Source organism: Glaciimonas immobilis (genome assembly GCF_011947285.1).
Lineage (GTDB): Bacteria > Pseudomonadota > Gammaproteobacteria > Burkholderiales > Burkholderiaceae_D > Glaciimonas > Glaciimonas immobilis.
The window spans coordinates 460,058-486,119 of the sequence record NZ_JAAOZT010000007.1 but is presented as its reverse complement, the minus strand read 5'-3'; the positions used below and the strand labels follow the sequence as shown (position 1 = coordinate 486,119).

The 26,062-nt window shown below is 49.5% G+C and carries 21 protein-coding genes, 3 tRNA genes and 1 pseudogene; 10 read left to right on the top strand and 15 right to left on the bottom strand.

Annotated elements, in window-relative coordinates; translation table 11 throughout:
* A pseudogene (locus tag HAV38_RS13960) lies at positions 1–412 on the top strand (hypothetical protein); the annotation flags it as partial.
* A gap of 264 nt (positions 413–676) precedes the next feature.
* Here HAV38_RS13960 and HAV38_RS13955 read toward each other — a convergent pair.
* The 6 genes from HAV38_RS13955 to gcl all read right to left on the bottom strand — a co-directional run bounded on the left by HAV38_RS13955 (position 677) and on the right by gcl (position 8,470).
* The gene (locus HAV38_RS13955) at positions 677–1,282 is read right to left on the bottom strand and encodes an amino acid synthesis family protein (protein ID WP_168055978.1); all 606 of its coding nucleotides are present in this window, start codon (positions 1,280–1,282) and stop codon (positions 677–679) included.
* Between the two features lie 79 nt (positions 1,283–1,361).
* Positions 1,362–2,783: a pyruvate kinase gene (pyk, locus tag HAV38_RS13950; RefSeq protein WP_168055977.1), complete on the bottom strand. Its 1,422-nt coding sequence runs from the start codon at positions 2,781–2,783 to the stop codon at positions 1,362–1,364.
* Between the two features lie 262 nt (positions 2,784–3,045).
* Positions 3,046–4,332 (bottom strand): glycerate kinase type-2 family protein, encoded by a 1,287-nt coding sequence (locus tag HAV38_RS13945; protein WP_184013418.1) that lies wholly within the window; start codon positions 4,330–4,332, stop codon positions 3,046–3,048.
* A 522-nt stretch (positions 4,333–4,854) separates the two neighbouring features.
* On the bottom strand, positions 4,855–5,742 hold the full coding sequence (gene glxR / locus HAV38_RS13940) for a 2-hydroxy-3-oxopropionate reductase (RefSeq protein WP_168055976.1): 888 nt from the start codon (positions 5,740–5,742) through the stop codon (positions 4,855–4,857).
* A 102-nt stretch (positions 5,743–5,844) separates the two neighbouring features.
* A complete protein-coding gene (gene hyi, locus HAV38_RS13935; protein ID WP_168055975.1) occupies positions 5,845–6,624 on the bottom strand; it encodes a hydroxypyruvate isomerase in 780 nt (259 codons plus the stop codon).
* A gap of 70 nt (positions 6,625–6,694) precedes the next feature.
* Positions 6,695–8,470 (bottom strand): glyoxylate carboligase, encoded by a 1,776-nt coding sequence (gene gcl / locus HAV38_RS13930; protein ID WP_168055974.1) that lies wholly within the window; start codon positions 8,468–8,470, stop codon positions 6,695–6,697.
* 197 nt (positions 8,471–8,667) lie between these two features.
* On the opposite strand from gcl, the gene HAV38_RS13925 reads away from it, so the two are divergent.
* The 4 genes from HAV38_RS13925 to HAV38_RS13910 all read left to right on the top strand — a co-directional run bounded on the left by HAV38_RS13925 (position 8,668) and on the right by HAV38_RS13910 (position 11,276).
* Entirely contained in the window at positions 8,668–9,579 is a 912-nt protein-coding gene (locus HAV38_RS13925) for a LysR family transcriptional regulator (RefSeq protein ID WP_168055973.1), read from the top strand.
* Between the two features lie 337 nt (positions 9,580–9,916).
* Positions 9,917–10,528: a glycine zipper 2TM domain-containing protein gene (locus HAV38_RS13920; RefSeq protein WP_245182359.1), complete on the top strand. Its 612-nt coding sequence runs from the start codon at positions 9,917–9,919 to the stop codon at positions 10,526–10,528.
* Positions 10,529–10,670: 142 nt separating this feature from the next.
* Entirely contained in the window at positions 10,671–10,823 is a 153-nt protein-coding gene (locus HAV38_RS13915) for a DUF3309 family protein (protein WP_168055972.1), read from the top strand.
* 132 nt (positions 10,824–10,955) lie between these two features.
* Positions 10,956–11,276: a hypothetical protein gene (locus HAV38_RS13910; RefSeq protein WP_168055971.1), complete on the top strand. Its 321-nt coding sequence runs from the start codon at positions 10,956–10,958 to the stop codon at positions 11,274–11,276.
* 517 nt (positions 11,277–11,793) lie between these two features.
* On the opposite strand, the gene HAV38_RS13905 is transcribed toward HAV38_RS13910, so the two are convergent.
* The 6 genes from HAV38_RS13905 to apbC form a co-directional block, all read right to left on the bottom strand.
* A tRNA-Glu gene (locus HAV38_RS13905) sits at positions 11,794–11,869 on the bottom strand.
* A gap of 149 nt (positions 11,870–12,018) precedes the next feature.
* Positions 12,019–12,094, bottom strand: a tRNA-Glu gene (locus HAV38_RS13900).
* Between the two features lie 92 nt (positions 12,095–12,186).
* Positions 12,187–12,262: transfer RNA gene (locus HAV38_RS13895), tRNA-Ala, on the bottom strand.
* A 63-nt stretch (positions 12,263–12,325) separates the two neighbouring features.
* Positions 12,326–13,783: a glutamate--tRNA ligase gene (gene gltX / locus HAV38_RS13890; RefSeq protein ID WP_168055970.1), complete on the bottom strand. Its 1,458-nt coding sequence runs from the start codon at positions 13,781–13,783 to the stop codon at positions 12,326–12,328.
* A 166-nt stretch (positions 13,784–13,949) separates the two neighbouring features.
* Positions 13,950–14,357, bottom strand: coding sequence for a DUF4399 domain-containing protein (locus tag HAV38_RS13885; protein WP_168055969.1), 408 nt, complete (start codon positions 14,355–14,357; stop codon positions 13,950–13,952).
* Between the two features lie 121 nt (positions 14,358–14,478).
* Complete coding sequence (gene apbC, locus HAV38_RS13880) at positions 14,479–15,561, bottom strand: iron-sulfur cluster carrier protein ApbC (protein WP_168055968.1); 1,083 nt, start codon at positions 15,559–15,561, stop codon at positions 14,479–14,481.
* A gap of 241 nt (positions 15,562–15,802) precedes the next feature.
* Here apbC and metG point away from each other — a divergent pair, with 241 nt between their 5' ends.
* From metG to panC, 4 genes are all read left to right on the top strand, one after another.
* The gene (gene metG / locus HAV38_RS13875; protein ID WP_168055967.1) at positions 15,803–17,902 is read left to right on the top strand and encodes a methionine--tRNA ligase; all 2,100 of its coding nucleotides are present in this window, start codon (positions 15,803–15,805) and stop codon (positions 17,900–17,902) included.
* A gap of 143 nt (positions 17,903–18,045) precedes the next feature.
* Positions 18,046–18,255 carry a DUF3460 family protein gene (locus tag HAV38_RS13870; protein WP_168055966.1) on the top strand — a complete coding sequence of 70 codons (210 nt, stop codon included), beginning with the start codon at positions 18,046–18,048 and terminating at the stop codon, positions 18,253–18,255.
* A gap of 84 nt (positions 18,256–18,339) precedes the next feature.
* Positions 18,340–19,191, top strand: a complete 852-nt coding sequence (locus HAV38_RS13865) for a segregation and condensation protein A (protein ID WP_168055965.1) — start codon at positions 18,340–18,342, stop codon at positions 19,189–19,191.
* A gap of 173 nt (positions 19,192–19,364) precedes the next feature.
* The gene (gene panC, locus HAV38_RS13860; RefSeq protein ID WP_168055964.1) at positions 19,365–20,204 is read left to right on the top strand and encodes a pantoate--beta-alanine ligase; all 840 of its coding nucleotides are present in this window, start codon (positions 19,365–19,367) and stop codon (positions 20,202–20,204) included.
* Between the two features lie 363 nt (positions 20,205–20,567).
* Here panC and HAV38_RS13855 read toward each other — a convergent pair whose 3' ends face one another.
* From HAV38_RS13855 to HAV38_RS13845, 3 genes are all read right to left on the bottom strand, one after another.
* Entirely contained in the window at positions 20,568–22,139 is a 1,572-nt protein-coding gene (locus tag HAV38_RS13855) for a hypothetical protein (protein WP_168055963.1), read from the bottom strand.
* Between the two features lie 469 nt (positions 22,140–22,608).
* Positions 22,609–23,940: a hypothetical protein gene (locus HAV38_RS13850; protein WP_168055962.1), complete on the bottom strand. Its 1,332-nt coding sequence runs from the start codon at positions 23,938–23,940 to the stop codon at positions 22,609–22,611.
* Between the two features lie 136 nt (positions 23,941–24,076).
* Positions 24,077–24,814 carry a hypothetical protein gene (locus HAV38_RS13845; RefSeq protein ID WP_168055961.1) on the bottom strand — a complete coding sequence of 246 codons (738 nt, stop codon included), beginning with the start codon at positions 24,812–24,814 and terminating at the stop codon, positions 24,077–24,079.
* Between the two features lie 695 nt (positions 24,815–25,509).
* Here HAV38_RS13845 and HAV38_RS13840 point away from each other — a divergent pair.
* Entirely contained in the window at positions 25,510–26,016 is a 507-nt protein-coding gene (locus HAV38_RS13840) for a hypothetical protein (RefSeq protein WP_168055960.1), read from the top strand.
* Positions 26,017–26,062 lie beyond the last annotated feature (46 nt).

Genomic DNA, 26,062 nt, shown 5'->3' with positions numbered 1-26,062 from the left:
TGAAGACAGGTTATTCAACCACGTGCAGACCCCGCAATGGTACGAAAAAAATCAGGGTTTTGAGGACGTGCGGCATCTGGTGAGCCATGATTCCGGTCGCGTCTTGTGGCATTTTAAGGGTATCCCGGAACAACTACCGGTACCCGCCCACCTGGCCCAACTGACCAGCGGTGCGTGGCGCGAAGCGCGCGCCAATCCCAACCTCACGGAATGTGACGGCGCAGAAGCCTGTCCCCGGACCGGTATCTGGGAGCCGATCGCATCGGACGACCATTCATTGCATAGTCTGGTTAACGGCGGATGGCGACAAACCTGGGTAGTGCAAGGACAAGCGTTCCCCGATCCGCGTCACAATTGGGCGGTAGATATTGCGGCCCATGACGTGATGTGGCGTTTGATTGAGGCGGGATGAAGGCGTCTGGCAAATTGTTAAGCCTGACTGTAATGCTTGACTGTTATGCCTGGTTGTTATGCCTGATTGTTATGATTGGTAAGACAACCGCACTTATTGCTGACTCTATTGCCTTCACAAGCTGACCGCGCCTTGCCTTCGCGGCTGGCGGTCAACCATAATTGAACGCCGAAATTCAATCAAATTAACGGCAATTCTACATCGCGCACACGGGAGTAAAAATGAGGTAACTCGTAAATTACGCCGGTGTGCAATACCGAATTATTAATTCAATCCGTTCTTACCTTCAATTTCACTGGCTTTCAACCCACCTAGGCGCGCATGCAAGCGACCGCGCGTCGCTACAGCAAACGCGACCACAATTTCATCTGCGTTTGGTGCATCGCTGAATTGTGTGGTGACCGTGTCGTAATGCGAAGGCACATACAACGCGTCTTTATGCGCCAGCGGAATGTCGAGATTGGTGCCGGGTACGCCGCGTTTACCTGAGGAAGGAATCCACGCTTTACCCCCGCCAATCGCTTCTCGGATAGGCATGACAAACGCGGGTGTCAGGAAAGCGTTGCCGTGCTCATATTCGCCACCGATACCGACGATACAGGCTTTGCCGTAACTTTCTACTTTATCGATGCCCAGCACTGCGTTGATACGGCGACCGAATTCCTGACCCAAGTCTGGCGAATTGTTTAAAATTTGTTCGAGGCTTTGGTTATATTGCCCGGCATATGGATTATGGATCGCGGCCGCGATCACAATCTTGCGCAATGGTGCGCCATCGGCCAATACTCCGGTTTCGTTAGCCAGCGTGTCATCAATCTGGGTGTACCATTTACGGATGTGATAATTTTCAAAATTTGCTAGTTTGGTCATTCTTTAGCTTTCATAAATCGTTAAATGTGGCCCTGCAATCCGACCTTGTAATGACATTATTTGCGCTAGGTCAGAAAAATTATCTAGGCCAAATTTCTGCTAATCGCAACAGATTGGTGCTACCCGGTTGACCAAATGGCATACCGGCGGTGATCGCGATTTGATCGCCCGCCTGTGCGAAACCTTCCTTGAATGCGGTTTCACATGCCGCTTTTACCATCTCGCTTTCGTTGTGCACCTGATCGCTGATGGTCGAGTGTACGCCCCACACCATGGCAAGGCGACGCGCGGTCGAGAGCTTCGGGGTAATGCTGACGATAGGTGCAATCGGTCGTTCGCGTGCGGCGCGCAAACTGGTGTGGCCGGAACTGGTGTAAGTTAGCGTGGCTTTGGCACCAACGATGCGCGTGACGTCGCGCAAGGCCGAGCAAATTGCATCACTGCGATTTGGCAACGGCGTCGCCTGCTGCGCATCCAGCAAGTTACGGTAGAGCGGATCTTGCTCTACCTCTGTGATGATGCGGTTCATCATCTCTACTGCTTCTAACGGATATGCACCGCTAGCTGATTCTGCCGACAACATCACTGCATCGGAACCGTCATAAATGGCACTGGCGACGTCCGACGCTTCAGCGCGGGTGGGCACCGGCATGGTGATCATAGACTCCAGCATCTGGGTGGCGATCACTACCGGTTTGCCGTGCTGGCGACACACGCGCAAAATGCGCTTCTGCACGCCCGGCACGCGCTCTGGCGGAAGCTCTACACCAAGGTCACCACGTGCAACCATAATCGCGTCAGATACCTGAACGATGGCGTCGAGCTGATCCAATGCCGCAGGCTTTTCCAATTTTGATAGTACCCAGGCACGGTCGCCAATCAATGCTTTCGCCTCAAGTACGTCCTCGGGCCGCTGCACAAATGAAAGTGCGATCCAATCCACGCCCATCTCTAACGCGAACGCCAGATCACGCTTGTCTTTTTCGGTCAGGGCGGGAATCGGCAACACGGCGTCCGGAACGTTGACACCTTTGCGATCTGACAAAGCGCCGCCATTAACAACGCGTGTGCGTATCCGCTGACCATCGCTGTCCTGCACTTGCAGGCGTAGTTTTCCGTCGTCCAATAATAGCGATTGACCAGCAGCGATGACTTCAAATAGTTCAGGATGCGGCAGACAAACACGCTCACTATTTCCGAGAGTGGGGTCGCGATCTAACATGAATTCCTGACCGGCGATAAGCGTTACTTTCCCCTCGGCGAATTGGCCGATACGGAGTTTTGGACCTTGCAGGTCCGCAAGGATGGCGATCGGACGTCCGACTTTGCGTTCAACTTCTCTCACGATGCGGTAGCGTTCCTGATGGTCGGCGTGCGTGCCGTGACTAAAATTAAATCGAAAGACATCAGCGCCAGCTTCGAACAATGCCTGAATCATTTCCGGGGTGGAGCTGGCTGGGCCTAGCGTAGCGAGGATTTTTGCTTTTCGTTGACGGCGCATGTGGGCTTTCATGTGAGGGGTGGGATGAATTGATAGACTATGTTGAGATGACTTGGTTTCACGAGGTTGAACTAATCCACAGGTTTAGTGAGGGATGGTTGGTGATACCGGTATTTGCCTTGGTTGTAGTAAAACCGGTTTGCGCGCCGACGGGGTCAATCGACAACCCCAGCGGTGAACATTAAAGTGCACATGATCTATAATTAATGATAGCGATACCATACTAAATGTGTCAGCTGACCTGTCACTTTATAAAGACACGCTACAAAATTAACATAGCCCGAAAATCGTTAACATTGGTCCGCGTCGGACCACTCACCACCAAATCCCCCAAAGCCTCAAAAAACCCGTACCCATCATTATTATCTAACATCGCTTTTGGTCGCAACTTCAACTCCTCTGCTCGTTGGATTGAGTCCGGTTGATAAATGGCACCGGCGTTATCTTCCGAGCCGTCAATCCCATCGGTGTCGCAAGCGATGGCGTGAATATCTGGATAACCGTTGAGCGCCGTCGCCAGGCTCAGCAAAAATTCTGCATTACGCCCGCCACGTCCGCTGCCGCGCACAGTCACCGTCGTTTCACCACCCGATATCACTACGCATGGCTTGCTGAAGGGCTGACCGCGGCGGGCAATCTGGCGCGCCAGCGCTGCGTGTGCCAGCGCGATATCGCGTGCTTCACCTTCCATCTCGTCGGACAGAATATATGGCGTCAGACCGGCAGCGGTCGCTGTTGCCGCTGCGGCTTCCAGTGCATCTTGTGCGGTCGCGATAACGTAATGTTGATTGCGCGCCAGTCGTGGATCGCCGGGTTTTGCGCTCTCGCCATCACCGGATTCCAAATGTCGTAATATGGCTGCAGGAATCTCTATCTGATATTTTTTGAGGACGGCTAATGCCTCGGCACAGGTGGTGGGGTCGGCTAGCGTTGGGCCGCTAGCGATGACGCCGGGGTCGTCCCCGGGAATATCGGAAATCATCAGCGTGACGACCCGCGCCGGGGCGCAGGCTAATGCCAGGCGGCCGCCTTTGATCGCAGATAAATGTTTACGGACGCAATTCATTTCAAAAATATTTGCGCCGCTTTTAAGAAGTGCTTTGTTAATGGCTTGTTTTTGTTCTAGCGTGATGCCTTCTGCTGGTAGCGCTAATAAGGAGGACCCCCCCCCTGTAATCAGGCACAACACCAGATCGTCTTCGGTCAGGTCCTGCACCATTTCGAGTATGCGGCTGGCGGCCTTGCGACCGGCTTCGTCCGGTACCGGGTGGGATGCTTCCACGACCTCAATACGTTTGCAATCTGCGCCGTGGCTGTAGCGCGTCACTACTAAACCTGTTAATTCACCTGGCCAATTGTCCTCTACTACTTTGGCCATTGCGGCTGCGCCTTTGCCTGCGCCGATTACTAGCGTGCGGCCGTTACCGGTTGGAGCTTGGATTTTTGCTAGATAGGTTGGGAGACATTTTTTGGCGCTGACTGCGTCTACTGCGCTTTGGTACATATCTAACAGGAGTTGGCGGGGGTTTAGGGGGGAAATGCTGGTCATGGTTGTGGCCTTGTTTTTTTGGGTGCTTAGAGGTAAATTGGGGATTGGGCAGTGATCGTTCCGTCGTTTCGTCGTTACTTTGTGCGGGTATCACTCCGTGGGTACTAGTCGGGTGTGGCCCGACAGCCAGTGACTTTCTTTTGTCTCGCCAAAAGAAAGTCACCAAAGAAAACGCGACCGCGGAGACGCTGCCCTTCCGGGTCCCCAAGCATTTCAGCCGCCAGTCGGGTTGAGAAACCAACTCGCCTTCGGCTCAAACATGTTTCCCAACAATTCCCGACTGACGACCAAAATACTTGGCAGCGTCAATGACGGGGTACGTCAAGGGCCACTTCAACGACAAATTCAACAGCAAATTCAACAGCAAATTCAACTTCGTTGTCGGTCTCAAAATTGCTATCGAGGTCAAAGTTAACTATCACTTAAAACGAACCACAAAACAATTATGGTTGCTTTTAAATTTTAACTTTGTTTTTACGTTAGTCTACGACCATCACCACATTTTTGCACCCAATTCACCAACTATGCTGAAGCTATTTGATGGTTGGACATTATTTCTATTGCGCGGCATAGGGCGGAGTGGTCGAGGCCGCTCATGCCGTTGGCTGCGCAGGTGTTCATTAGTTCTTGTGCGATTGCGGTGTTTGGCAACGAGATGCCGAGGGCTTTGGCACCTTGTAATGCAAGGTTTAAGTCTTTTTGGTGAAGCTCTATGCGGAAACCTGGGTTAAAGGTACGCTTTACCATGCGTTCGCCGTGGACTTCCAGGATGCGGGAGGCTGCGAAACCGCCCATTAATGCCTGGCGTACGCGTGCTGGATCCGCACCGGCTTTTGAGGCGAATAATAGCGCTTCGGCTACTGCCTGAATGTTTAACGCTACGATGATCTGATTGGCTACTTTGGTGGTTTGACCGTCACCGTTGCCGCCGACCAATGTGATGTTTTTTCCCAAAAGTTCGAACAATGGTTTTACATCGTTAAACGTGGACTCGGATCCGCCCACCATAATTGTCAGCGATGCTGCTTTGGCGCCGACTTCGCCGCCAGATACCGGGGCGTCCAGATATTCGCACCCTAAGGCGTTAATTTTTTTGGCGAAACCTTTGGTTGCAATCGGCGAGATTGAGCTCATATCGACAACCACCTTACCAGCTGTTAAACCTTCAGCGACGCCTTTTTCTGCAAACAGGACTGCTTCAACGTGCGGGGTATCTGGCACCATGACGATGATAATATCAGCACGCTTGGCGACTTCTGCACCCGAGGTGCAGACGGTTGCGCCGCCTTCCAGCAACGCTGCCGGAGGATTTTTTTGGTCATGCAGATATAGTTTATGACCGCCGCGTTGCAGATTTTCTGCCATCGGTGCACCCATGATACCTAATCCAATAAAGCCTATTTTTGCCATGATGAAATCTCCGTAATGTCTTTGAAACTACAAGTATTTTTAAATTGACCGACTTGATCGGTCGATATCAACTAATTGTCGGTGCGTCGTTACAAGCCGTCCTTACAGGCCGTGATCTTTACGCCAGCCCAGACCTTCGGATGTGCCGGCTTTCGGTTTGTACTCGCAACCTATCCAGCCTTCGTAACCAAGCTCGTCCAGAAATTGGAATAGAAATCGATAATTGATTTCACCCGTGCCCGGCTCAAAACGGCCCGGGTTATCAGCAAGTTGGACGTGTTTGATCGATGCCAGATTGGCCTTGATCGTGGCGGCTAATTCACCTTCCATGCGCTGCATGTGATAGATGTCGTATTGAATAAAAATATTGTTTGAACCAGTCGCTTTAATCAGGTCAAGCGCCTGGTGTGTGCCGTTTAGATAGAAACCGGGAATGTCAAACGTATTGATCGGCTCGATTAATAAGCGAATGCCCGCTGTCTGCAACCTGTCGGCGGCGAATTTAAGATTACTGACGACCGTCGATTTCAACTCTTCTGCGCTCACACCGGCTGGGGCAATACCGACCAGACAGTTCACCTGTTTAAGACCGAATACCTTGGCGTAGCGCAATGCTTCCTCTACGCCTTCGTTAAACTCGCTGACTCTGTTCGGATGGCAGGCGATTCCTCGCTCGCCGCCCTCCCAATTGCCTGCTGGCAGATTGTGTAGGACTAGTTCCAAATTATTAGTCTGTAATTTATCGTTGATTTCTTCCGGGCGAAATCCGTACGGGAACAAAAATTCGACACCTTTGAATCCCGCTTTGGCGGCAGCGCCAAAGCGATCTAAAAATGGCAGTTCCGTGAACAGCATCGTCAGGTTAGCGGCCAGTTTGGTCATGTAAACTCCTCGTCTAATTCAATGATTGAGAAGATGAATCCAGCAAAAAGATCCATCAAATAGTAAGAATTTAGTCCAGCAAACCAATCGCTGTAGGCGCGTCACTGCGGCATGTCGCCAAATCCTCGAATTCGTTAATATTGTCAATCTCCGTACCCATGGCGATGTTGGTGACGCGTTCCAGAATAATTTCAACCACTACCGGCACGCGGAACTCTTTCATCCAGCGCTTTGCTTGCGCAAAAGCATCCTGTAACGCATTTGGATCTGTCACCCGGATCGCTTTGCAACCAAGGCCTTCAGCCACCGCCACGTGATCGACGCCATAGCCGTTTAGTTCGGGTGCGTTGATGTTCTCAAAAGCAAGCTGTACGCAGAAATCCATCTCAAAACCGCGCTGCGCCTGACGAATCAAACCGAGGTAAGAGTTGTTGACCACGACGTGGATGTAGGGCAAATTAAACTGCGCACCGACAGCCAGTTCTTCAATCATGAACTGGAAGTCATAATCGCCTGAAATCGCGACGACTTCACGTTTTGGATCGGCAACACACACCCCAAGCGCCGCGGAAATAGTCCAGCCCAGCGGACCAGCCTGACCGCAGTTAATCCAATGCCGTGCGTGGTATACATGCAGGAATTGGGCAGCTGCAATTTGCGACAAACCAATGGTGCTGATGTAACAGGTATCACGGCCAAACGCACGGTTCATTTCTTCGTACACGCGCTGCGGTTTAACCGGAACGTTATCAAAATGGGTACGACGATGCATCGTGCGCTTGCGCTCCTGACACGCGCTTAACCAGGCTGAACGATCCGGTAATTTACCTGCCGCTTTCAATTCTTTTGCGACTTCGATAAATAAGATTAACGCGGCTTTAGCGTCAGATACGATCCCGTAGTCTGGACCGAAGACGCGTCCAATCTGCGTCGGCTCAATATCGACGTGCACGAACTTCCGGCCCTTGGTAAATACTTCAACCGAGCCGGTGTGACGATTGGCCCAACGATTGCCGATCCCAAGCACAAAGTCGGAGGCGAGCATCGTGGCATTGCCGTAACGGTGGCTCGTTTGCAGGCCGACCATACCAGCCATTTGCGGATGGTCATCGGGGATCGCGCCCCATGCCATCAATGTCGGGATCACTGGCACGCCGGTCAATTCAGCAAACTCGACCGCAAGGTCTGCGGCATCGGCATTAATGACACCGCCACCGATTGTCAGCAATGGACGCTCGGATTCACCTAACATAGTTAAGGCTTTTTCGATCTGGGCACGAGATGCTTTAGGCTTATAGACCGACAATGACTCATAAGTATCTGGATCAAATTCAATTTCGGCGACCTGAACATCGAATGGCAAATCGATTAATACCGGACCGGGACGGCCTGAACGCATCAAATGGAAAGCTTGCTGAAATACGCGCGGCACTAATGCTGGCTCGCGCACCGTGACGGCCCATTTTGTTACCGGCTTGGCGATCGACTCGATATCGACCGCTTGAAAATCTTCTTTATACAGACGTGAACGCGGTGCCTGACCGGTAATGCAGAGGATCGGAATCGAATCAGCCTGCGCCGAATATAAACCGGTAATCATATCGGTGCCCGCAGGACCGGACGTGCCGATACAGACGCCAATATTGCCCGCCGCAGCGCGCGTGTAGCCTTCGGCCATATGTGATGCGCCTTCGACGTGGCGCGCCAGTACATGCTGGATACCGCCATGCTTTTTCATTGCTGAGTAGAGTGGGTTTATCGCCGCACCGGGTACGCCGAATGCTTGCACGCAACCTTCTTTTTCTAATACATACACTGCTGCGTCAATTGCTCTCATCTTTGCCATATTGCCTCCGGATTACTTGTTTAGATGCATCAATCATCGTTGTGCGGCGCTATGGCGATGATGAGTGCGTTTTTTGAATAGGGAATCGATGAAGACCATCGTATAAGCAAACTTTAAGTTTGATAAGAAGACAAAGCGTCAGGTTATTCCATACTTTTTGTATGTAATCGGCGTAAAGTAGCGATAAGGAGGAAATCATGGACAAGCTGAAACAAATTGAGGCGTTCGTCAGCGTGGTGGAAAAAGGAAGCCTGACAGGTGCAGCGCTAGAGCAAAATATCACGCCGGTGATGCTTGGACGACGCATCGACGCGCTGGAAAAGCGGTTGGGAACCAAGCTCATGCATCGCACCACCCGTCATTTGACGCTGACGGAACAAGGCGCGGTGTTTCTCGATCACTGCCGTAAGTTGCTAACCGATCTGGATTTTGCTGAAACGATTATTTCGGAAGGTCGTCACAAAGCGACCGGCCATCTGGTGGTATCGGCACCAGCCGCGTTTGGACGCAAGCACGTGGCACCGCATGCACCACATTTCATTGCATCTAATCCCGAGGTAAAAATTTCTTTTAATCTGACCGATCGCGTAGTCGATTTAGTGCGCGAAGGTTATGACATCAGTATCCGCATCGGTGGCAGCATCGATCCCAATTTCGTTGCGGTCAAACTGGCCGGTAATCGTCGCGTTGTATGTGCAACGCCCGCCTATCTCCGCCGTAATGGCACGCCGCACACACTGGACGATATCGCGCATCACAACTGTCTGTCGTTTAATTTACAGGGCGGTCAGCAACGCGGTTGGTACTTTCAGCAAAATGGCAAACCGGTTGTCATCAAAGCGGAGGGAAGTCTGGATTGTAATGATGGCGAACTACTGCACCGATGGGTTAGCGAAGGTCTGGGGCTGGCCTGGCGCTCCACGTGGGAAATACAGTCGCAACTGGCCTCCGGCGAACTGCTCACGGTCCTCGATGCGTTTGCATTGCCGCACTACGACATCATGGCGGTATATCCGCAACAACGTCATTTGCCCGCCAAGACCCGATTTTTTATCGATCGTCTTAAGGAAACTTTTGCACAACCGGGTTACTGGACGCAGGATGACTAGCATCGATTTGACGGGGTAGCAAATTTGTTGAACACGCCGACGATGCCCAATCAGACCAGCTTTTTCTCCTGTATTCCTACAGCACGAATAGCCGATGTCCGATAGAACGCCGATGACAATCTATCTACACTTAATTGCAACTTAGACGTTAGGCGATATGGTGTGATCTTCCGCTTTACCCCGCGGCCTACAACCGATGCGAGCGAAAGCGGGAGGGGCATATACATTCTGGCGAGACTGCTTGGCATCTCCAGTATTGTTTAATATTTTATTTTTCATGTACTGAAAAAAGATTGATTTAACGGGAAAGACCGACCGTCACAATTGAGGAGCTGTCATGAAAATTAAATATAAATTTGCAGATAAGTTTGCCCATAAGTTTGCCCATAAGCTTGGACATAAGATGGGATACGCGCTAGCTCGCACAGGAATCGTAGCCGTGGTGAGTGGGTCTCTTCTTGTTGCCGGGTGTGTCAGTCCTTATGATGCTCAACCAAATCGTTACCCATCAAATCAATCGTACCAATCGGCTCCGCAATACAATCAATATAGTCAAGCGGGACAGTACAACCAATCGCCCCAATATGCGCCTTCTGATCGCCAATCTTATAATGGTCGCGGTGTAATTGAGGCAATTGACGTGATCCAGGGAGAGAATAAAAGTCGCGGTATCGCGGGTGCGCTCGTCGGTGGCGTATTAGGTGGCATCCTCGGCCATCAAATTGGGCATGGAAGTGGCAATACTGCCGCGACCGTTGGCGGTGCTGTTGGCGGTGCGGTAGTTGGTAATCAGGTAGAACAGCGAAATAGCCAGGGCGGAGCGACATACGATGTACGTATTCGCATGAATGATAACGGTTACCAGACTATTAACCTTAGCAATCCCGGAGATTTAAGGGTTGGTGATCGGGTGAGAATCGATAACGGCCAAATATCACGCATTAATTAGGACCCTCCCAATAATTAGTTCCACGTTCGAGTTGGACCTCGTCTGCGCTTAGCACAAATGAACTGCTTAAAATGTGACGAACAGAAGTAACCACAAATGCTGGTGTCAACCCGTCTCGGCAACTAACCATCGAGGAGTAAGCATGGGAACGATTCTTTTAATTATTTTGATCGTGTTACTGGTTGGCGCCCTACCCGCATGGCCACATAGCCGAAGCTGGGGTTACGGCCCAAGTGGTATTGCAGGGGTGATCATCATTGTGCTGATAATTCTGCTACTTACCGGGCGCCTCTAACTACGGCTATATGCCGTATTAACCGACGTTTGAATATAAACCGCGACGTAGAAGTGCGTTGCAACGGCTGTCGGCACTTGGGTCCAGGTGCCACCGGAATGCCGACTATCAACCATTCCGGAAGGAGCAAACATGTACACAAAAATCAAAAGGGCAATGGTCTATGTTGTGGTCGCTGCCAGCAGTTACGGGATGCTTGCCAGCGCGGCTGAAGAAAACGTACAAATGAGAGACCCGCAACGTTGGTACCGTGAGGATATCGGCCCAAGGGCACGCTACAACAATATGGCTCAGGAAGCGAACGCGGCATATCAGCAATCGCTGAATGACTGCCGAAGCTTGCGCAACAGAGAGTTGATGGAATGTCGCCGAGAGGCTAAGGATAATTTCAATAAGGATATGCGGCGTGCACATCGTATGCTTGAGCGCCGCGGTGGTGACGACAATATGTAGTTAACGCATCAAGGTCGAATTTGCCTTCACAACGCTGGTTTAGTCAGTTTGCGCGCAATAAGGCTTTCATAGGGAAAGAGATGCGGCTTTTAGAAATGCAACTTTAAAAAATGCAACTTTGAAAAATCCAACTTTCCGGTTGCAATGCTGACCTGTAAAATATTAATCTTATGCAAGAAATGTACGCCAGTGTTACTGCTCGGTCTGTCGCGTTTATACAACAAACAACGGGAATCCCTCGAATTTTAAAGTCGGCACATGCGGTTACGCTCCAATTAGAATTATTCCAATAGCGTATTTGAGCGTTCCGTTTGTTGGCCGCTGAAGCGGAGACACAGACGCTTTATTGAGCCCTTACACTGAAATGCTTCAATCAATATGTTTTAGCAAGCCCTGATTTATACCGTCTTATTAATTTCGTCTGTTAATACCGCTTATCAATATTCTTTATTAATGCGTTTATAAATACCAGATAAAACGCAAAAAAGCCCGCATCAACCGATGCGGGCTTTTTATATGGCGTCCCCAAGGGGATTCGAACCCCTGTACTCACCGTGAAAGGGTGATGTCCTAGGCCTCTAGACGATGGGGACAATGATCTGTCCGTAGTGCTGCTATATTACACTGCTTGCGTGGCCTTGCTCGCTAGCAATTTGAAACATTTTTTGCAACGCCAGACCGCTTTGGCCTGGATAAAAAAGTCGCATTAAAAAAGTCGCATCACGCAGATGCGACTTTTATCTGGCGTCCCCAAGGGGATTCGAACCCCTGTACTCACCGTGAAAGGGTGATGTCCTAGGCCTCTAGACGATGGGGACAATGATCTTGTCCGTACTGCTAGTGGTAAAACTTTACAGCTGCACACCTGCATTAACGACTTTACTCTTCGCTAGTCCACCGGCTTTTACGCTGGTGGAGGTAAGCGGGATCGAACCGCTGACCTCTTGCATGCCATGCAAGCGCTCTCCCAGCTGAGCTATACCCCCTTGCGAAGAAGCGAAATTATAGCAAAGTAATGCTACCAATGACAATGCTGTTTTGAAAATTTATTAAAGATATTTCTGTAAGCGCTCTAACACGACTTCGCGACCGAATAATTCCAGCACCAAATCAATCGCGGGGGTCTGTAATTGACCGGTCAACATCAAACGCAAGGGCATCGCAATGTGCGGCATCTTCAAGGTATGCGCGACCAACACTTCCTTGATCATCGGTGCTAACGCGGCCTTGGTCCACTCCACCGTCTTGCAGCGCTCAGCGAAATCGATCAGCGCTGGCTTGATAGTGGCGGCAACCGCGGTGAAATGCTGATCAAGTAATGCGGCATCCGGTGAAGGTGAACGATAAAACAGCATCGCAGCGGTCGCAATCTCATGCGTGGTATGGGCACGCTCTTTTAGCAAACCGATTACTTTTGCCAGATCAGGCAATGGTGTCGATCCCTCGGTTACCTCAGCGAAATCGACACCGTCTTTTTCCATCAATGGCCGCACCAGTCCCGCCAGACGTTCGTTGTCGGCCAGCTTGATGTAATGGTTATTAACCGAGGCCAGTTTTTCAGGATTAAACTGTGCGGGCGACTTCGACAAATGATCCAGATCAAACCACTCGCAGAACTGTTCAATCGAAAATAGTTCTTCGTTACCGTGGCTCCATCCAAGGCGCGCCAGATAGTTCAGCATCGCTTCCGGCAAAAAACCTTGCGCCGGATAATCCATCACACTGACCGCGCCATGACGTTTAGATAGCTTCTCGCCATCTGCGCCAAGAATCATCGGCACGTGACCGTATAACGGTAAGGTCGCGCCGAGTGCTTTCAAAATATTGATCTGACGCGGCGTGTTATTGACATGATCGTCACCACGAATCACGTGTGTAATCTGCATATCCCAATCATCGACCACCACACAAAAATTGTAGGTTGGCGTACCGTCAGGACGGGCAATGACCAAATCATCCATTTCACGATTGGCAATGGTGATGGTGCCTTTAACCACATCATCCCAGCTGACTTCGCCATCCAGCGGATTTTTAAATCGGACCACCGGCGTACGACCCGCAGGAATCGGTGGCAAAACCTTGCCTGACTCCGGGCGCCAGGTGCCGTCGTAACGGGGCTTTTCACCCGCTGCACGCATTTTTTCACGCATCGCTTCAACTTCTTCAGGCGATGAGTAACAATAATAAACAGTACCGTCCGCAAGCATCTGTGCAATCACTTCACGGTATCGGTCCATCCGCTGCATCTGGAAAAATGGACCTTCGTCGTGCGCCAAACCAAGCCACTGCATCCCTTCGATAATAGCTTCTACCGCTTCGGGCGTCGAACGCTCCAGATCGGTATCTTCCACACGCAGCACAAAAGTGCCGCCAAAGTGACGCGCATAGGCCCACGAGAACAATGCGGTGCGGGCACCGCCCAAGTGCAGATAGCCAGTAGGGCTTGGTGCAAAACGGGTACGAACGGGGGATGAAGGTGAAGTCACTGCTGAAATAGATGCGGTCATGATAAATAAAAACGGCCTTGGATTGCCAAAGCCGCTATCAATGAAAACCGTATTTTACCGCGTTGCCCGGACAGAGGGAACTGCCACGCCGATTCGTCCCCGGATGCCATTTTTATAAGGATTTCGAAACGACCCTGTCAACGCCTTAGTTTGCTTACTTATTTGCTTATTTAACAGTTACGTTAATTGTCTTGCTCATTTCCGGTCCATAGGATTGATGCGCGCCATTGGCGAATTGCATTGTTAAACTGTATTTGCCCGGCGGCAGAGTGACTTGGGTCTCAAGCTGCCCTTTACCAAAATGCAGATGTTCCGCATCGACTGGAATGACTTCACCTGCTTTAGTTGGGCCTGTATTGATTAACAGATGATGGTGACCGGTATTGGGCGACATATCACCGGCTGGTTTGACCTCCATCCCGCTCACGTCAAACTTGACTGTAAATGGGCTGGACACCACAGCGCCGTCCACAGGCGCAGCAAAATTAACCGAGGCAGCATGGGCTAACTGTGGCGCAAAACCAGCGACTAACATTGATGCGCTAAAAAGTACGGCAAACAATCGTGATCTCATCTTATAAACCTTTTTGATTAGAGTAAAAATGCTCGATAACCGGGCCTGCCTTCTAATCATAGCATCCGCGCGTGCTGAGGCGCCCTGAGCGCCCCAGCACAGACTGAGATGATGACCTGCTTTAGTCGTTCTTGATCACAATCGTCGGGAATTTACTCGACATATCTTTAGCCTTCTCTGCCACCTTGATGGCGACCTTACGCGCAATTTCTTTATAAATATGCGCAATTGGTCCGTCCGGCTCAGCGATAACGGTCGGCTTGCCAGAATCAGTCTGGGCGCGTATTGACATCGTCAGCGGTAACGCGCCAAGAAATTCCACGCCGTATTCGCCGCACATCTTTTCACCGCCACCGAAACCAAAAATGGCTTCTGCATGACCGCAATTGGTGCAAATATGCGTACTCATATTCTCGACAATACCGAGAATAGGAATACCGACTTTTTCAAACATTTTCAGACCCTTGCGCGCATCAAGCAACGCGATGTCTTGCGGAGTCGTGACGATAATCGCGCCGGTGACCGGTACTTTTTGAGACAGCGTTAACTGAATATCACCCGTACCCGGCGGCATATCCACAATCAGATAATCAAGATCGCGCCAATTGGTCTGATCCAGCAGTTGTTGCAGCGCCTGCGTCACAATTGGGCCGCGCCAGACCATCGGCTCATCGGGATCTACCATAAAGCCGATGCTGGAGACTTGCAGCCCGTGGTTTTCCATTGGCTCCATGGTCTTGCCATCCTTGGTTTCAGGACGACCGCTGATACCCATCATCAGCGGCAGCGACGGACCATATATATCTGCATCCAGAATACCGACTTGTGCGCCTTCTGCTGCCAATGCCAAAGCCAGATTGACCGCCGTAGTTGATTTGCCGACGCCGCCTTTACCGGACGCGACAGCAATGATGTTCTTTACATTCGACATTAATTTAATGCCGCGTTGTACTGCATGCGTCTGAATTTTGGAATACACGTTGGCACTGACATTGCCGGCGATGCCATTCAGCGCACTAATCGCGGCAGCCCGGATCAAGCCAAACTGACTTTTAGCCGGATAGCCCAATTCAATGTCAAACGAGACATTGGCGCCATCGAGCTGAATATTTTTTACGCATTTGCTTGAAACCAAATCTTTCCCGGTATTAGGGTCTATAACACTGGATAATGCGGCCTTGACCGCTTCAATCGTGACGCTCATTACTTCTCCTCTATATGATAGTGCCAAGTCTAAACTAAATTGGGTCATCGGCACCGGCGAGAACCAAAATCGTCTTCCGATTTGATACACAAAATAGCTGAATGTTCGCTGGATACCCGTTAAAGACGCGTTTGTCAAATGACAACAAGAAAGCAATCAAAGTAATCAGTGCTACCTACTTTGCACGTGATCGGTGCTGTCACTGCTAAAATCACTGTTTTACTCTAACCAGCACCGCTAAATGAGCACCAATTTGAGCAACTCACCTCTGCACACACCGCGCAAGCTATTCGTTACCACTGCTCTGCCCTACGCCAATGGCGCGTTTCACATCGGTCACATCATGGAATACATCCAGGCCGATATCTGGGTAAGGTATCAACGAATGCTGGGCAACGAGGTCCATTTTGTGGGTGCCGATGACGCGCATGGCGCGCCGATCATGATCGCGGCCGAGAAAGCTGGTATCACGCCCCAGCAATTTGTTGCCAATATTGCAGCGGGACGCAAAGAATACCTGGACGGCTTTCATATCGCGTTTGATAACTGGCACTCCACCGATGGTCCGGAAAATCACGTGTTATCGCAAGAAATCTATCGCAGCTTGCGCGATAACGCAGAATTGATCACGACCAAGACGATCGAACAGTTTTTCGATCCGGTCAAAAACATGTTCTTGCCGGATCGCTATATCAAAGGCGAGTGCCCAAAATGCGGCACCAAGGACCAGTATGGCGATTCTTGCGAGCACTGTAGCGCCGTCTATGCCCCCACCGATCTGAAGAATCCGTATTCGACATTATCGGGCGCGACGCCGATCATGAAATCATCGGAACATTTCTTCTTTAAGTTGTCCGATCCGCGCTGCGTCGATTTTCTGCGTCAATGGGCGTTAGAAGACAATCGCTTGCAACCAGAAGTTGCCAATAAAGCCAAAGAATGGCTCGAAGGCGACGGCGGTCTGGGTGACTGGGATATCAGCCGGGATGCGCCTTATTTCGGCATTGAAATACCGGACGCCCCGGGCAAGTACTTCTATGTCTGGCTAGACGCGCCTATCGGTTATCTGGCATCGCTAAAAAATTATTTCGACAAAACCGGTCGTGATTTTGACGCCTTCATGGCCGATCCTAGTACCGAGCAATACCATTTTATTGGCAAAGACATCACGTATTTCCATACATTGTTCTGGCCTGCGATGCTGAAGTTCGCCGGACGCAAAGTACCTAATAATATCTTCGTCCACGGTTTTATCACCGTCAGTGGCGAAAAAATGTCCAAATCGCGCGGCACCGGTATTTCCCCATTGCGCTATCTTGACATCGGCATGAATCCAGAATGGCTGCGTTATTACATCGCCGCTAAATTGAGCGCCAAAGTAGAAGACGTCGACTTCAATCCCGATGACTTTGTCGCCAGAGTGAATTCCGATCTGATCGGCAAATACATCAACATCGCCAGCCGTGCCGCCGGATTTATTGCCAAGAAGTTCGATGGCAAAGTGAGCACGCTCTGGGCCACTGATACCGATCCGTTTTTGGCCAGCTTGCGCGCTGTTTCCAGCGATATCAACCATCTGTATGAAGGTCGTGAATATGGCAAAGCCCTGCGCGCCATCATGGATCAGGCCGATGTGGTCAATGCCTACGTTGATGCCAACAAACCATGGGAATTAGCCAAAGACCCCGCCAAATCAGCAGCGTTACAAGAGGTGTGCAGTCGCCTTCTGGAAGCGTTCCGCATTCTGACTATTTATTTAAAACCGGTTCTGCCGATACTTGCACAGCAAGTTGAAGCGTTCCTGAATATTGCCCCCTTGCAGTGGAGCGATATCAATAAGCCACTGGGTGATGGTCACGTCATCAATGCGTATACGCATCTGATGACACGCGTAGAGCCTAAAATGCTTGAGGCTTTGTTCGACGCGCCCGAAGTAAAAGCGGATGTCGCCGCAACGAGCGTTGCCGCTGTCGACAGCGCCGCCATCGAAGCACTAGCGCCAGAGATCAACATCGACGATTTCACCAAAATCGATTTGCGGATCGCAAAAATCGTCAATTGCGAGCACGTCGAAGGATCAGACAAACTTCTGCGTCTGACATTAGACGTCGGCGAAGGTCGCTTGCGCAATGTTTTCTCGGGCATTAAAGCGGCCTATCAACCAGAAGAACTAGTGGGAAAATTGACGGTGATGGTGGCTAATCTGGCACCACGCAAAATGAAGTTCGGCATCTCGGAAGGGATGGTGTTAGCCGCATCGGCTGCCGATGAGAAAGCAAATCCCGGTATTTACATTCTCAATCCATGGCCCGGTGCGGAGCCGGGAATGCGGATTCGTTAATCCGGACATACGCAGAGCTTAGCCATGCGTCGCGAGTCAATAATTACCCGGCTAACACCGGTTAATCAACAAACGACTCGCCACCAATAGAAATGACATAAAATAGTGCTTAACTTTACAGCGTTGTCAAATAGGTAAATATAATGAAATTTTCCAAGCAGTTTAACGGCTACCAATCCGAGATCACGCAGTTTATCAACGAACTGAAGGTAAAAAATCCCGCTTTGGAACAAGAACAATTGGCCGGACGTGCACTGCTATGGGACAAAACACCCATTGATCTGGACAGCCAACTACGCACGGATAACTCACGCGTAGCGCAACAGCCATACGTTTATCAAAACGAGCACTAATAGCGCTTCAATGGATTTTGCATTACACATCCCTCCGGTGTGCTTGTTCACATCTTCAATTCTTGACGTCTGGTGAGCTAGAATATGACGCAGAATTTGTCAGACGCCAGCCAGATCACCGTTGAGGGACAGCCGGACTCCACACCGAATGTCGTAGACGGGGTCGCGTTCGCGCGCCTGTATGGCGAGCCGTTGTTCCGCATGCCCTCCGATTTATATATTCCACCGGATGCGCTGGAGGTATTTCTTGAGGCATTCGAGGGGCCGCTTGATCTGCTGCTATATTTGATCCGCAAACAAAACTTCAATATTCTTGATATTCCGATGGCGCAGGTCACCTTGCAGTATCTCGAATACGTCGATCAGATTCGCATTACCAATCTAGAGTTGGCGGCCGAATACCTGCTAATGGCGGCAATGCTGATTGAAATCAAGTCGCGCATGCTGTTGCCATCCAGAAAAACTGACAGTGACGAAGCCGAAGATCCACGCGCAGAATTGGTGCGGCGTTTGCTGGAATACGAGCAAATGAAGCTGGCCTCGCGCGAAATCAACGAGCTGCCGCAATTGGGCCGTGATTTTGTCCGCACCCAAATTTATATAGAACAAAGCATCGTTACACGATGGCCGGAAGTAGACGTCGTTGATCTACAGTCGGCCTGGGCCGATGTCATCAAACGGGCCAAACTGACGCAACATCACATCATCAGCCGCGAAGAATTATCTGTGCGAGAGCACATGACCGGCATTTTGAGGCGTTTGCAATCGGCCAGATTTGTCGAGTTTGCAGAACTGTTCGATCCTGCGCGCGGCGTACCAGTATTGGTGGTTAACTTTATCGCGCTATTAGAATTAGCCAAAGAGACGTTGATCGAAATCACGCAAGCTGAACCGTTTGCCCCTATTTACGTGCGCCTGGCTTACTCGCCCTCTTAAAACATAATTTAATGGCGACCATTTGCGACAATACCCGTCAATAACGACTAATTAGCGACTAAACATTGAAGCGTTAAGCGACACCAAGATGTTAGCGCTCTTGCCTTGCGATTTTGCACTACCTTCGCGCCACCACCAATCTTTGCAATCGACAACTTACTTTCAGCTCCTCCATGAAAATTATTTCCTCCATCGAAGAATTACGCGATCACCTGCGCGGTCAACTGCGTACGGCTTTTGTACCGACTATGGGCAATTTGCATGACGGGCATTTGTCATTGATGCGTCTGGCAAAACGCCATGGTGACCCTATCGTGGCATCGATTTTTGTCAATCGCCTGCAATTTGGACCTAACGAAGATTTCGACAAATATCCGCGGACCTTTGCCGCCGATGTGGAAAAGCTGGAGAAAGAAGGTGTGTACGTACTCTTCGCCCCAACCGAAAAAGACCTCTATCCAGAGCCGCAAGAATTCCGTATCAGCCCGCCAGACGACCTTGGCAACACGCTGGAAGGTGAATTTCGTCCGGGATTTTTTGCTGGCGTCACCACCGTTGTGATGAAGCTTTTTTCTTGCGTGCAGCCGCGTGTAGCGGTGTTCGGCAAAAAAGACTATCAACAGCTGATGATCATCCGCAACATGGCAAAACAGTTCGCGCTGCCTACCGATATTATCGCCGCCGAAACGTTTCGGGCTGACGATGGTCTGGCGCTCTCTTCACGCAATATGTATCTATCGGTGGAAGATCGGGCTGAAGCCCCAAACCTGTACAAGGCGCTGACAGCGGTGGCCGAAGGGGTCCGCAATGGCCAGCGCAATATCGATGCACTCGAACAAGAAGCGATGGCGCAGTTGCGTCAAGGCGGCTGGCAACCCGATTATATTTCTGTACGCAAACGTCATAATCTGCAGCCTGCATCCGCCCATGAAGTCGCAGAAGGCGAGCCGCTGGTCGTACTGGCGGCTGCCAAAATCGGAATAACGCGGCTGATCGATAATCTGGAAATTTAATATTCAGAATTGGTAGACCGTTCGGGCAAGCGTCAGCAAAAGGACAGTGAACTGAAACTCGCCACGCCAGCGCAATGACATGATGGGAAAGCACAAACGCTATTGAAGCAACGTGAAAAGTCTGTGAAGCCGCGAGAAAACAGTCGCTGCAACGTTCGTCACGCACCACCAGAAACTGGGTGGTGCAGGACGAATGATGCGGCGCAGTCCCGAACGATAGCAGCCAGACCTAGTAAAGATTGCTACTTGAAATGACGCGACAGGTGGCTTGAGACGGTTACCGCTGCGCTGCCTTTACAATCCCAATAACTTAAACGCGCGAGCGACTTCGAGTGTAAGTTCTAGACTTATTTAAAAATATTTTCAGCGAAAACCCGATGTTGTTCCGTGCAAAATTCCACGCACTTTCTTTGAAAAACGGCCCAATGTACCGCTTAAGGAGCCAGTGGATGCAGGGTCGCTATTACTGGAAGTGTATGAGTCCGATCCTTCACTTGTTAAGCTTGTGAAGGTGCTGCCTGAATCCGACCTTCCAGTTGTTCGACTTGCCTCACGCAACATCGCATCCAGTTTGTTTAAAACACCTTGCTCTGGAGATATTTCTGGAAGCGAATATTCACTGCTATCGAAAGCAATAGAAACACTACCGCGGCTATCGGCAGCACGTGAAGTGATATTGCTGTGAGGACGATCAGCAGGTGTTGGGCGTGCATCATGATTGAAAGAGGCTTTACTCGCCGTTACACCCGGCCTGAGTTCAGGGGGAACACGATAATGCAAAACGTCATCTTTGCCAAAAATATTAGTTTTGCGATCATTGCCCTCATCTTTAACAATCACATATGCGTAGGGAAATTTATCCGTTGAACCTGGTGTAGATTTTTTGATACAGTCAATTAATTTATCCCAATACTCTTTCTCCTCATGCGTAGTAGCTGTACTTTTTGATTGTTGACGATTATTTACAGGAAAAAAATTGTCGCTCTGATCGGCATCAATCGTGACATTCCCATCACACTTCGGGAGATTCGGACGCGATTTGTCGCTTGTAGGCAAAGGGGACAGAAGCAAGGGGTTTTCCGGGTGCTGAGGACGCGTCGTTGCAGTGGAATAAACTATGGACGTCGAGTCTGAGGGATAACATTTACGAATGGTACGGTATGGTCCCACAGGTTTGAATGGGGACGACGACACTACCCAGTTAGATGTATCTGAAAATCCAAATATTTTATTATATTCCTGCCCATTTTTTTTACTTTCAGATTTCATCTTCGTAAAGGTTTCAATAAGCTCTTTTTTTAATTGAGAATGATTGGCGTCAAACTTTAAGGGCTTCAAGGGAACACTTTTTTTCACCCCTCGAATATTAAGGGCTGCAAGCGTATCAGACGCAGCAGGTGCTGATGACCACAGCCTACCAGCCAGGGCTAGCTTTTTTAGGTCAGGCTTCGGCGGCACAGTTGGTGGTGGACCTTTGATAATAGTTAAGCCTGGTAATTTCCCCGCAATATTTATTGGCTTCGGTATCGGGCAAGGTGTGTAGAGTGCACTTCCCCCGTTTGCTTTTATCAGGGGATTGGTTAGTACCGCTGGAGATGGCGTAGGTTTTTTTTCGTTCATCATCCGAGAGAACTGTTCTGTTACTTCTTTGCTAAATCCCGTCACACTCTGAATATTTTTACTTAACGTCGATGCACTATTCCTTCTTCCATACACGCTATTTTGTAGCTGTTCCGGCACCATCATTCCGCCCCCATTTCTGGTAAGCGCCATTTTTAATGCGAGTATGCTTTTTGGTATTACCCGCGTCTCATTATTTTGACGCGTGACAACGCGTGCACGGCTAAATGCTTGAGGAATTGTAGTTCTAAAAATCATTAATGGGCTAGGCATAGAATTTTCTTTAAAATTTCGATTATGTTGCTTAATCTTCACTTCGATTGCACGTAGATTGCAAAGTTGTGACGGCACACAGGGCTGGCCTGGAATTTACGACCCTATCCCATTTTTACTCAAGTCAATTTGCGCTTGGGAGTGCTAACAGACGTTGGCGCAGAAGTCTAAGTAAATCTGGTAAGTTCCAAGAGATCGGAGTAAGGCTGCCCAGTGCAATGCATATTGATTGGCACTGAAGCGCGCAGGAAGCTGATGCCCAAGGGAGCGTTACACGCCGACTAAGCTTGCGATTTCGAGACGCATCAATTGCAGACAGTTAGCGTGTCACAAATTTCCGGCCTCACGCCCTGATGATCTTGGTGCGCAAGGTGAACGCCATTTCTATCCTGGACTGTTTTAGCTCACCATTCTGGTTTTAATTTTCCAGCGTGTTCGCCCTGATTTGCGCCGCACCATTATGATAATAATGTTGCGGTATGAAGATGGTTATGGAATTTTTCCAAACCAGTTATGATCGAAAAAACGATTTTATTCCCTCGAAAATAGCCTGTAGTGGAACAGAAATAAATTTCCGGACTGCCGTGGCGGCTCCTCTGCCCCAGCTTGATCCATCGCCGACCTTCGAAGGTATTTCTTCTTTATGGGGACTGTGTGCAAGATCGGTTGGCGTCAGCTGGTTTTGCTCGTCGTAGGTATAGTACCAAGTTGTCAATTTGGAAGTACCAGCGGTACCGTCACTGTTAAAGAGTGGGCCGGGAGAGCTTTTTAAGTCATCAGCATGGTTTGATTGCACGACTCGTTCGCGTAGAGCATTTTTATCGCTGAAAACCTCAGGTTTGGATGAATTGTCCGGCGCATAGATATGCACTTTTCTGTTATTACTATCCGCCGCGACCGGCCCTGATCCGTCGGCTTCGGGCGAATGGCGCACACGGAGATGGACAGGCGTGTCATTGCCGCGCAGACCAACGGTGTGAAAAAGTGGATCTTGATAAGGGAACGAATAACCCTCAAACCGCTGCATTGGATTTGGAGATTCCACCGTTGCCGCCGCATTTGCCGGTTGGCCTCCATTTGATACTGACGCGTTGACTTTGGCTGATACGCTACTTGTAGGTGGCGACAATACGGGTGTGTCATCTTTCAGCGCTAATTGATTGATTAAAGAGACATGCTTTGCTAACCTTACATTACAGTTTTCTTGTACCATCGGTGTAGGCGGCAAAGGGTAAGTTTGAAGCTGTAGGGCGTTAAGTGGCACGCTTTTAGTTAGCATCGCATTGCTAAATATAGCAAGCGACCTGATAGTGTTTTCAGATTTTTCGTCTGCTAACAGGCTACGGGAATCTTCTGTTTTTGTTAACCTGATACTAGCCAGATATCCCTCATTGCGAAATGTTTTCTTTAGAACAAGCTCCACGCCATTAACGTTTTCTCTACTATTTTCGTTATTCAATGCGCTATTTTTATCCACTGGATTGGTCCCGCCTGATCCTTTCACGTTCCGAATTTTTGAGCCTATTATCAATGAATTATTGTTGTGGTTATTTTTATTATTTTTGAAAAATTCCGACACCGATAGCCCTGCTCCGATGAATGATGTGCATAAGTCGAGTACGTTTATTGATCCTGCACGCACCTTGTTATTTAGAGGAGTGCCAGCTTGTATACGATTTAAAATAGGAGCAGAACTAGAACTTGCCGCTGGGGTCACCATAGAATTTCTCCATAAAACTTCGATTAATTTTTGCAGCCGTCGCATGGTTTGCACATAACTTGCAAAGTCGTTACGGGCTGCGTGTGAGGTGGCTAAATAGCCAGGAAGAGCTAAATCGATCACGTCTTGCGGCTAGCAATAAAATATGAAGCGTGCGCTATCAACCGCTGGTCGTGAGGTTATTTCTCTATTGCATCGCGCGGTTCAATAGGTAAATATTCATCGGTAAACCTGCTATCGGTTCCCGATAAAGATTTTATTAATCCTGATGAAAATACGTTTTATTCATTAGCTTTAGGGTAACGTCCTCCTTTTGATTTGACACGTCGGCTTGCACGGAAACGTCGCCTCTCTTGTTTGCTAAAGCCGCTCGGCGATTGCTAAAGTCTCGTACTTCCGTGTGCCGGTCAGGTGCTCCCGCCCGTGATGAGTAGACCTTTCCATCGCTCTTGTCATAATCCACATAATTGGAACTTGCGGCCGATTTCAGGTCCAGGTAATAGGTTCCTTTGGTGGCGTCATCTCTTGCATAGTATTCCTCGTGCGCTGCTACAGCCTGTTTTCGTATTGTCCGTTTTCTGTATTGCTCAGTGCGGTCGACGTCAATTTTTGTGTATATGCACGTCGTTGTCGCATCTTTTGCTTGGTGTAGCGTGGGTTGTACGTCATTGCCGATTGGCGCTTCTGTTCGGGCAAACGACCTCATGACAGTGCCTCTTTTAGTGGCAATGATTTTCTGGACCTCTCTTGGGTCCCACATAAAATGATTCTGTACCTGCTTCACTGGCATAGGTCGTACGCCCGCTTCCTTTTCATCGCCAACAGAATTGGCAGAAAATGTGCCGGTCGCAACCTGACTAACAACGGTGACGTGAGCAGCCAGGCTATTTGGCCGGTGGTTTCCAGCAATGCTGTCTTGATTTCCCCCCCCGTTTAACGTCGCGTCCTGCGAACTCGCGGGGCGACAAAGTATGGACTTAACCTGTGGAAATTCCATAGTGTTTAGCCAGAGTTGACCAGGATAGAGAGCCACCTACGGCAAATTAATCCAGCCGCCGCGGGCGTCACCCGTATGGGAAAATATTCATCTTGGTTCGCAGATAGTGTATGCGGAGCATCCTTCGCTGGCTTTTAAAAAACGCGCATCGTGTCAAATACTTGGCAATGGAGGGGGATGATCAGGGCAGCACTTATCACGCAAAGCATTCTGGAATTTTTTCAAAAAAACGCCAGTGTTTGCTTATGCCAAATGCTGAGGTGCGGGTGAACCAACCTCAGGATAAATCCCGATTTGAAAAGCGCAACGTGATATGAATTGGAGCATGTTCCCTTTGATAGCAATAGCAGAACATGGCCGCACTGAGACAGCGAGAAAATAGCGCTTTTTTGATAGAAAAAATCGTTAATACTGGTACAGTTTTATTCCCGATAGATATCGTAAAAAATTAAGCGAATAAATGCCATTTCGTACATCGTCATACAAATCACATCACGCCTACGCACTTAAAACCCACAGCGAATTATTTATAGCGCGTAGAGAAAATAACTTTATAAATAGAATACGCAAAGTAAAAAATAGCGACGCCTTTCATTCATTCCGCTCGCTCCACCCAGAAAGCGGCGTGCATCGGCGTAGCTCAGCGCCACAGTTCAGTGTTCTCAAAGCTGGCATGCTAGTAGCAATGATGCTATGTGCCGGACCAGCGATGTCCGTCGCACGAACAGGGGCAGCCCGAAATTCAACACGTTTTAGTATATCTGGTAAATTCCAAGCTTAAATTTGAGGGCTACGTTACGAGCATTTTTGCCAGTCTGGCAAAAAATCCGGTGCTACGTAAAATATCGCAAAAAATAACAGACACTTATAATGCTGACAAATCTTTTTATGATAAAAAACGGCCTATTTTACGCAGAGATAAAGCAGGTAATATTATTTCCGGCTCGGAAACAGAAATCCTAAAATATGCTGAACAGATTTTTGAACGTACTGGTCCTAAAGTATTTAATGAGGTTTTGAAAACAGAGCGACCAGATTATTATGAAGTGTATAACAATATCGTATTGTCGGATTTCATGAAACTTATCGCCAATTCTCCCTATGAAATAAAAATACGAGATGTCCTGGAGCACTACGTTCCATTTTACGAAAAAGCGCCGATTACAATTGGCAATGCTAACTCCTGGGAAACCAATCGATAGAGGCGGGAGCAGTCCGTACTGAAATACCGCCAGGTGGGTGCAGCGC

Coding starts and splice junctions, on each gene's coding strand:
- HAV38_RS13955 (WP_168055978.1), bottom strand. CDS start 1,282: ATGACCAAACTAGCAAATTTTGAAAATTATCACATCCGTAAATGGTAC.
- pyk (WP_168055977.1), bottom strand. CDS start 2,783: ATGCGCCGTCAACGAAAAGCAAAAATCCTCGCTACGCTAGGCCCAGCC.
- HAV38_RS13945 (WP_184013418.1), bottom strand. CDS start 4,332: ATGACCAGCATTTCCCCCCTAAACCCCCGCCAACTCCTGTTAGATATG.
- glxR (WP_168055976.1), bottom strand. CDS start 5,742: ATGGCAAAAATAGGCTTTATTGGATTAGGTATCATGGGTGCACCGATG.
- hyi (WP_168055975.1), bottom strand. CDS start 6,624: ATGACCAAACTGGCCGCTAACCTGACGATGCTGTTCACGGAACTGCCA.
- gcl (WP_168055974.1), bottom strand. CDS start 8,470: ATGGCAAAGATGAGAGCAATTGACGCAGCAGTGTATGTATTAGAAAAA.
- HAV38_RS13925 (WP_168055973.1), top strand. CDS start 8,668: ATGGACAAGCTGAAACAAATTGAGGCGTTCGTCAGCGTGGTGGAAAAA.
- HAV38_RS13920 (WP_245182359.1), top strand. CDS start 9,917: ATGAAAATTAAATATAAATTTGCAGATAAGTTTGCCCATAAGTTTGCC.
- HAV38_RS13915 (WP_168055972.1), top strand. CDS start 10,671: ATGGGAACGATTCTTTTAATTATTTTGATCGTGTTACTGGTTGGCGCC.
- HAV38_RS13910 (WP_168055971.1), top strand. CDS start 10,956: ATGTACACAAAAATCAAAAGGGCAATGGTCTATGTTGTGGTCGCTGCC.
- gltX (WP_168055970.1), bottom strand. CDS start 13,783: ATGACCGCATCTATTTCAGCAGTGACTTCACCTTCATCCCCCGTTCGT.
- HAV38_RS13885 (WP_168055969.1), bottom strand. CDS start 14,357: ATGAGATCACGATTGTTTGCCGTACTTTTTAGCGCATCAATGTTAGTC.
- apbC (WP_168055968.1), bottom strand. CDS start 15,561: ATGAGCGTCACGATTGAAGCGGTCAAGGCCGCATTATCCAGTGTTATA.
- metG (WP_168055967.1), top strand. CDS start 15,803: ATGAGCACCAATTTGAGCAACTCACCTCTGCACACACCGCGCAAGCTA.
- HAV38_RS13870 (WP_168055966.1), top strand. CDS start 18,046: ATGAAATTTTCCAAGCAGTTTAACGGCTACCAATCCGAGATCACGCAG.
- HAV38_RS13865 (WP_168055965.1), top strand. CDS start 18,340: ATGACGCAGAATTTGTCAGACGCCAGCCAGATCACCGTTGAGGGACAG.
- panC (WP_168055964.1), top strand. CDS start 19,365: ATGAAAATTATTTCCTCCATCGAAGAATTACGCGATCACCTGCGCGGT.
- HAV38_RS13845 (WP_168055961.1), bottom strand. CDS start 24,814: ATGGAATTTCCACAGGTTAAGTCCATACTTTGTCGCCCCGCGAGTTCG.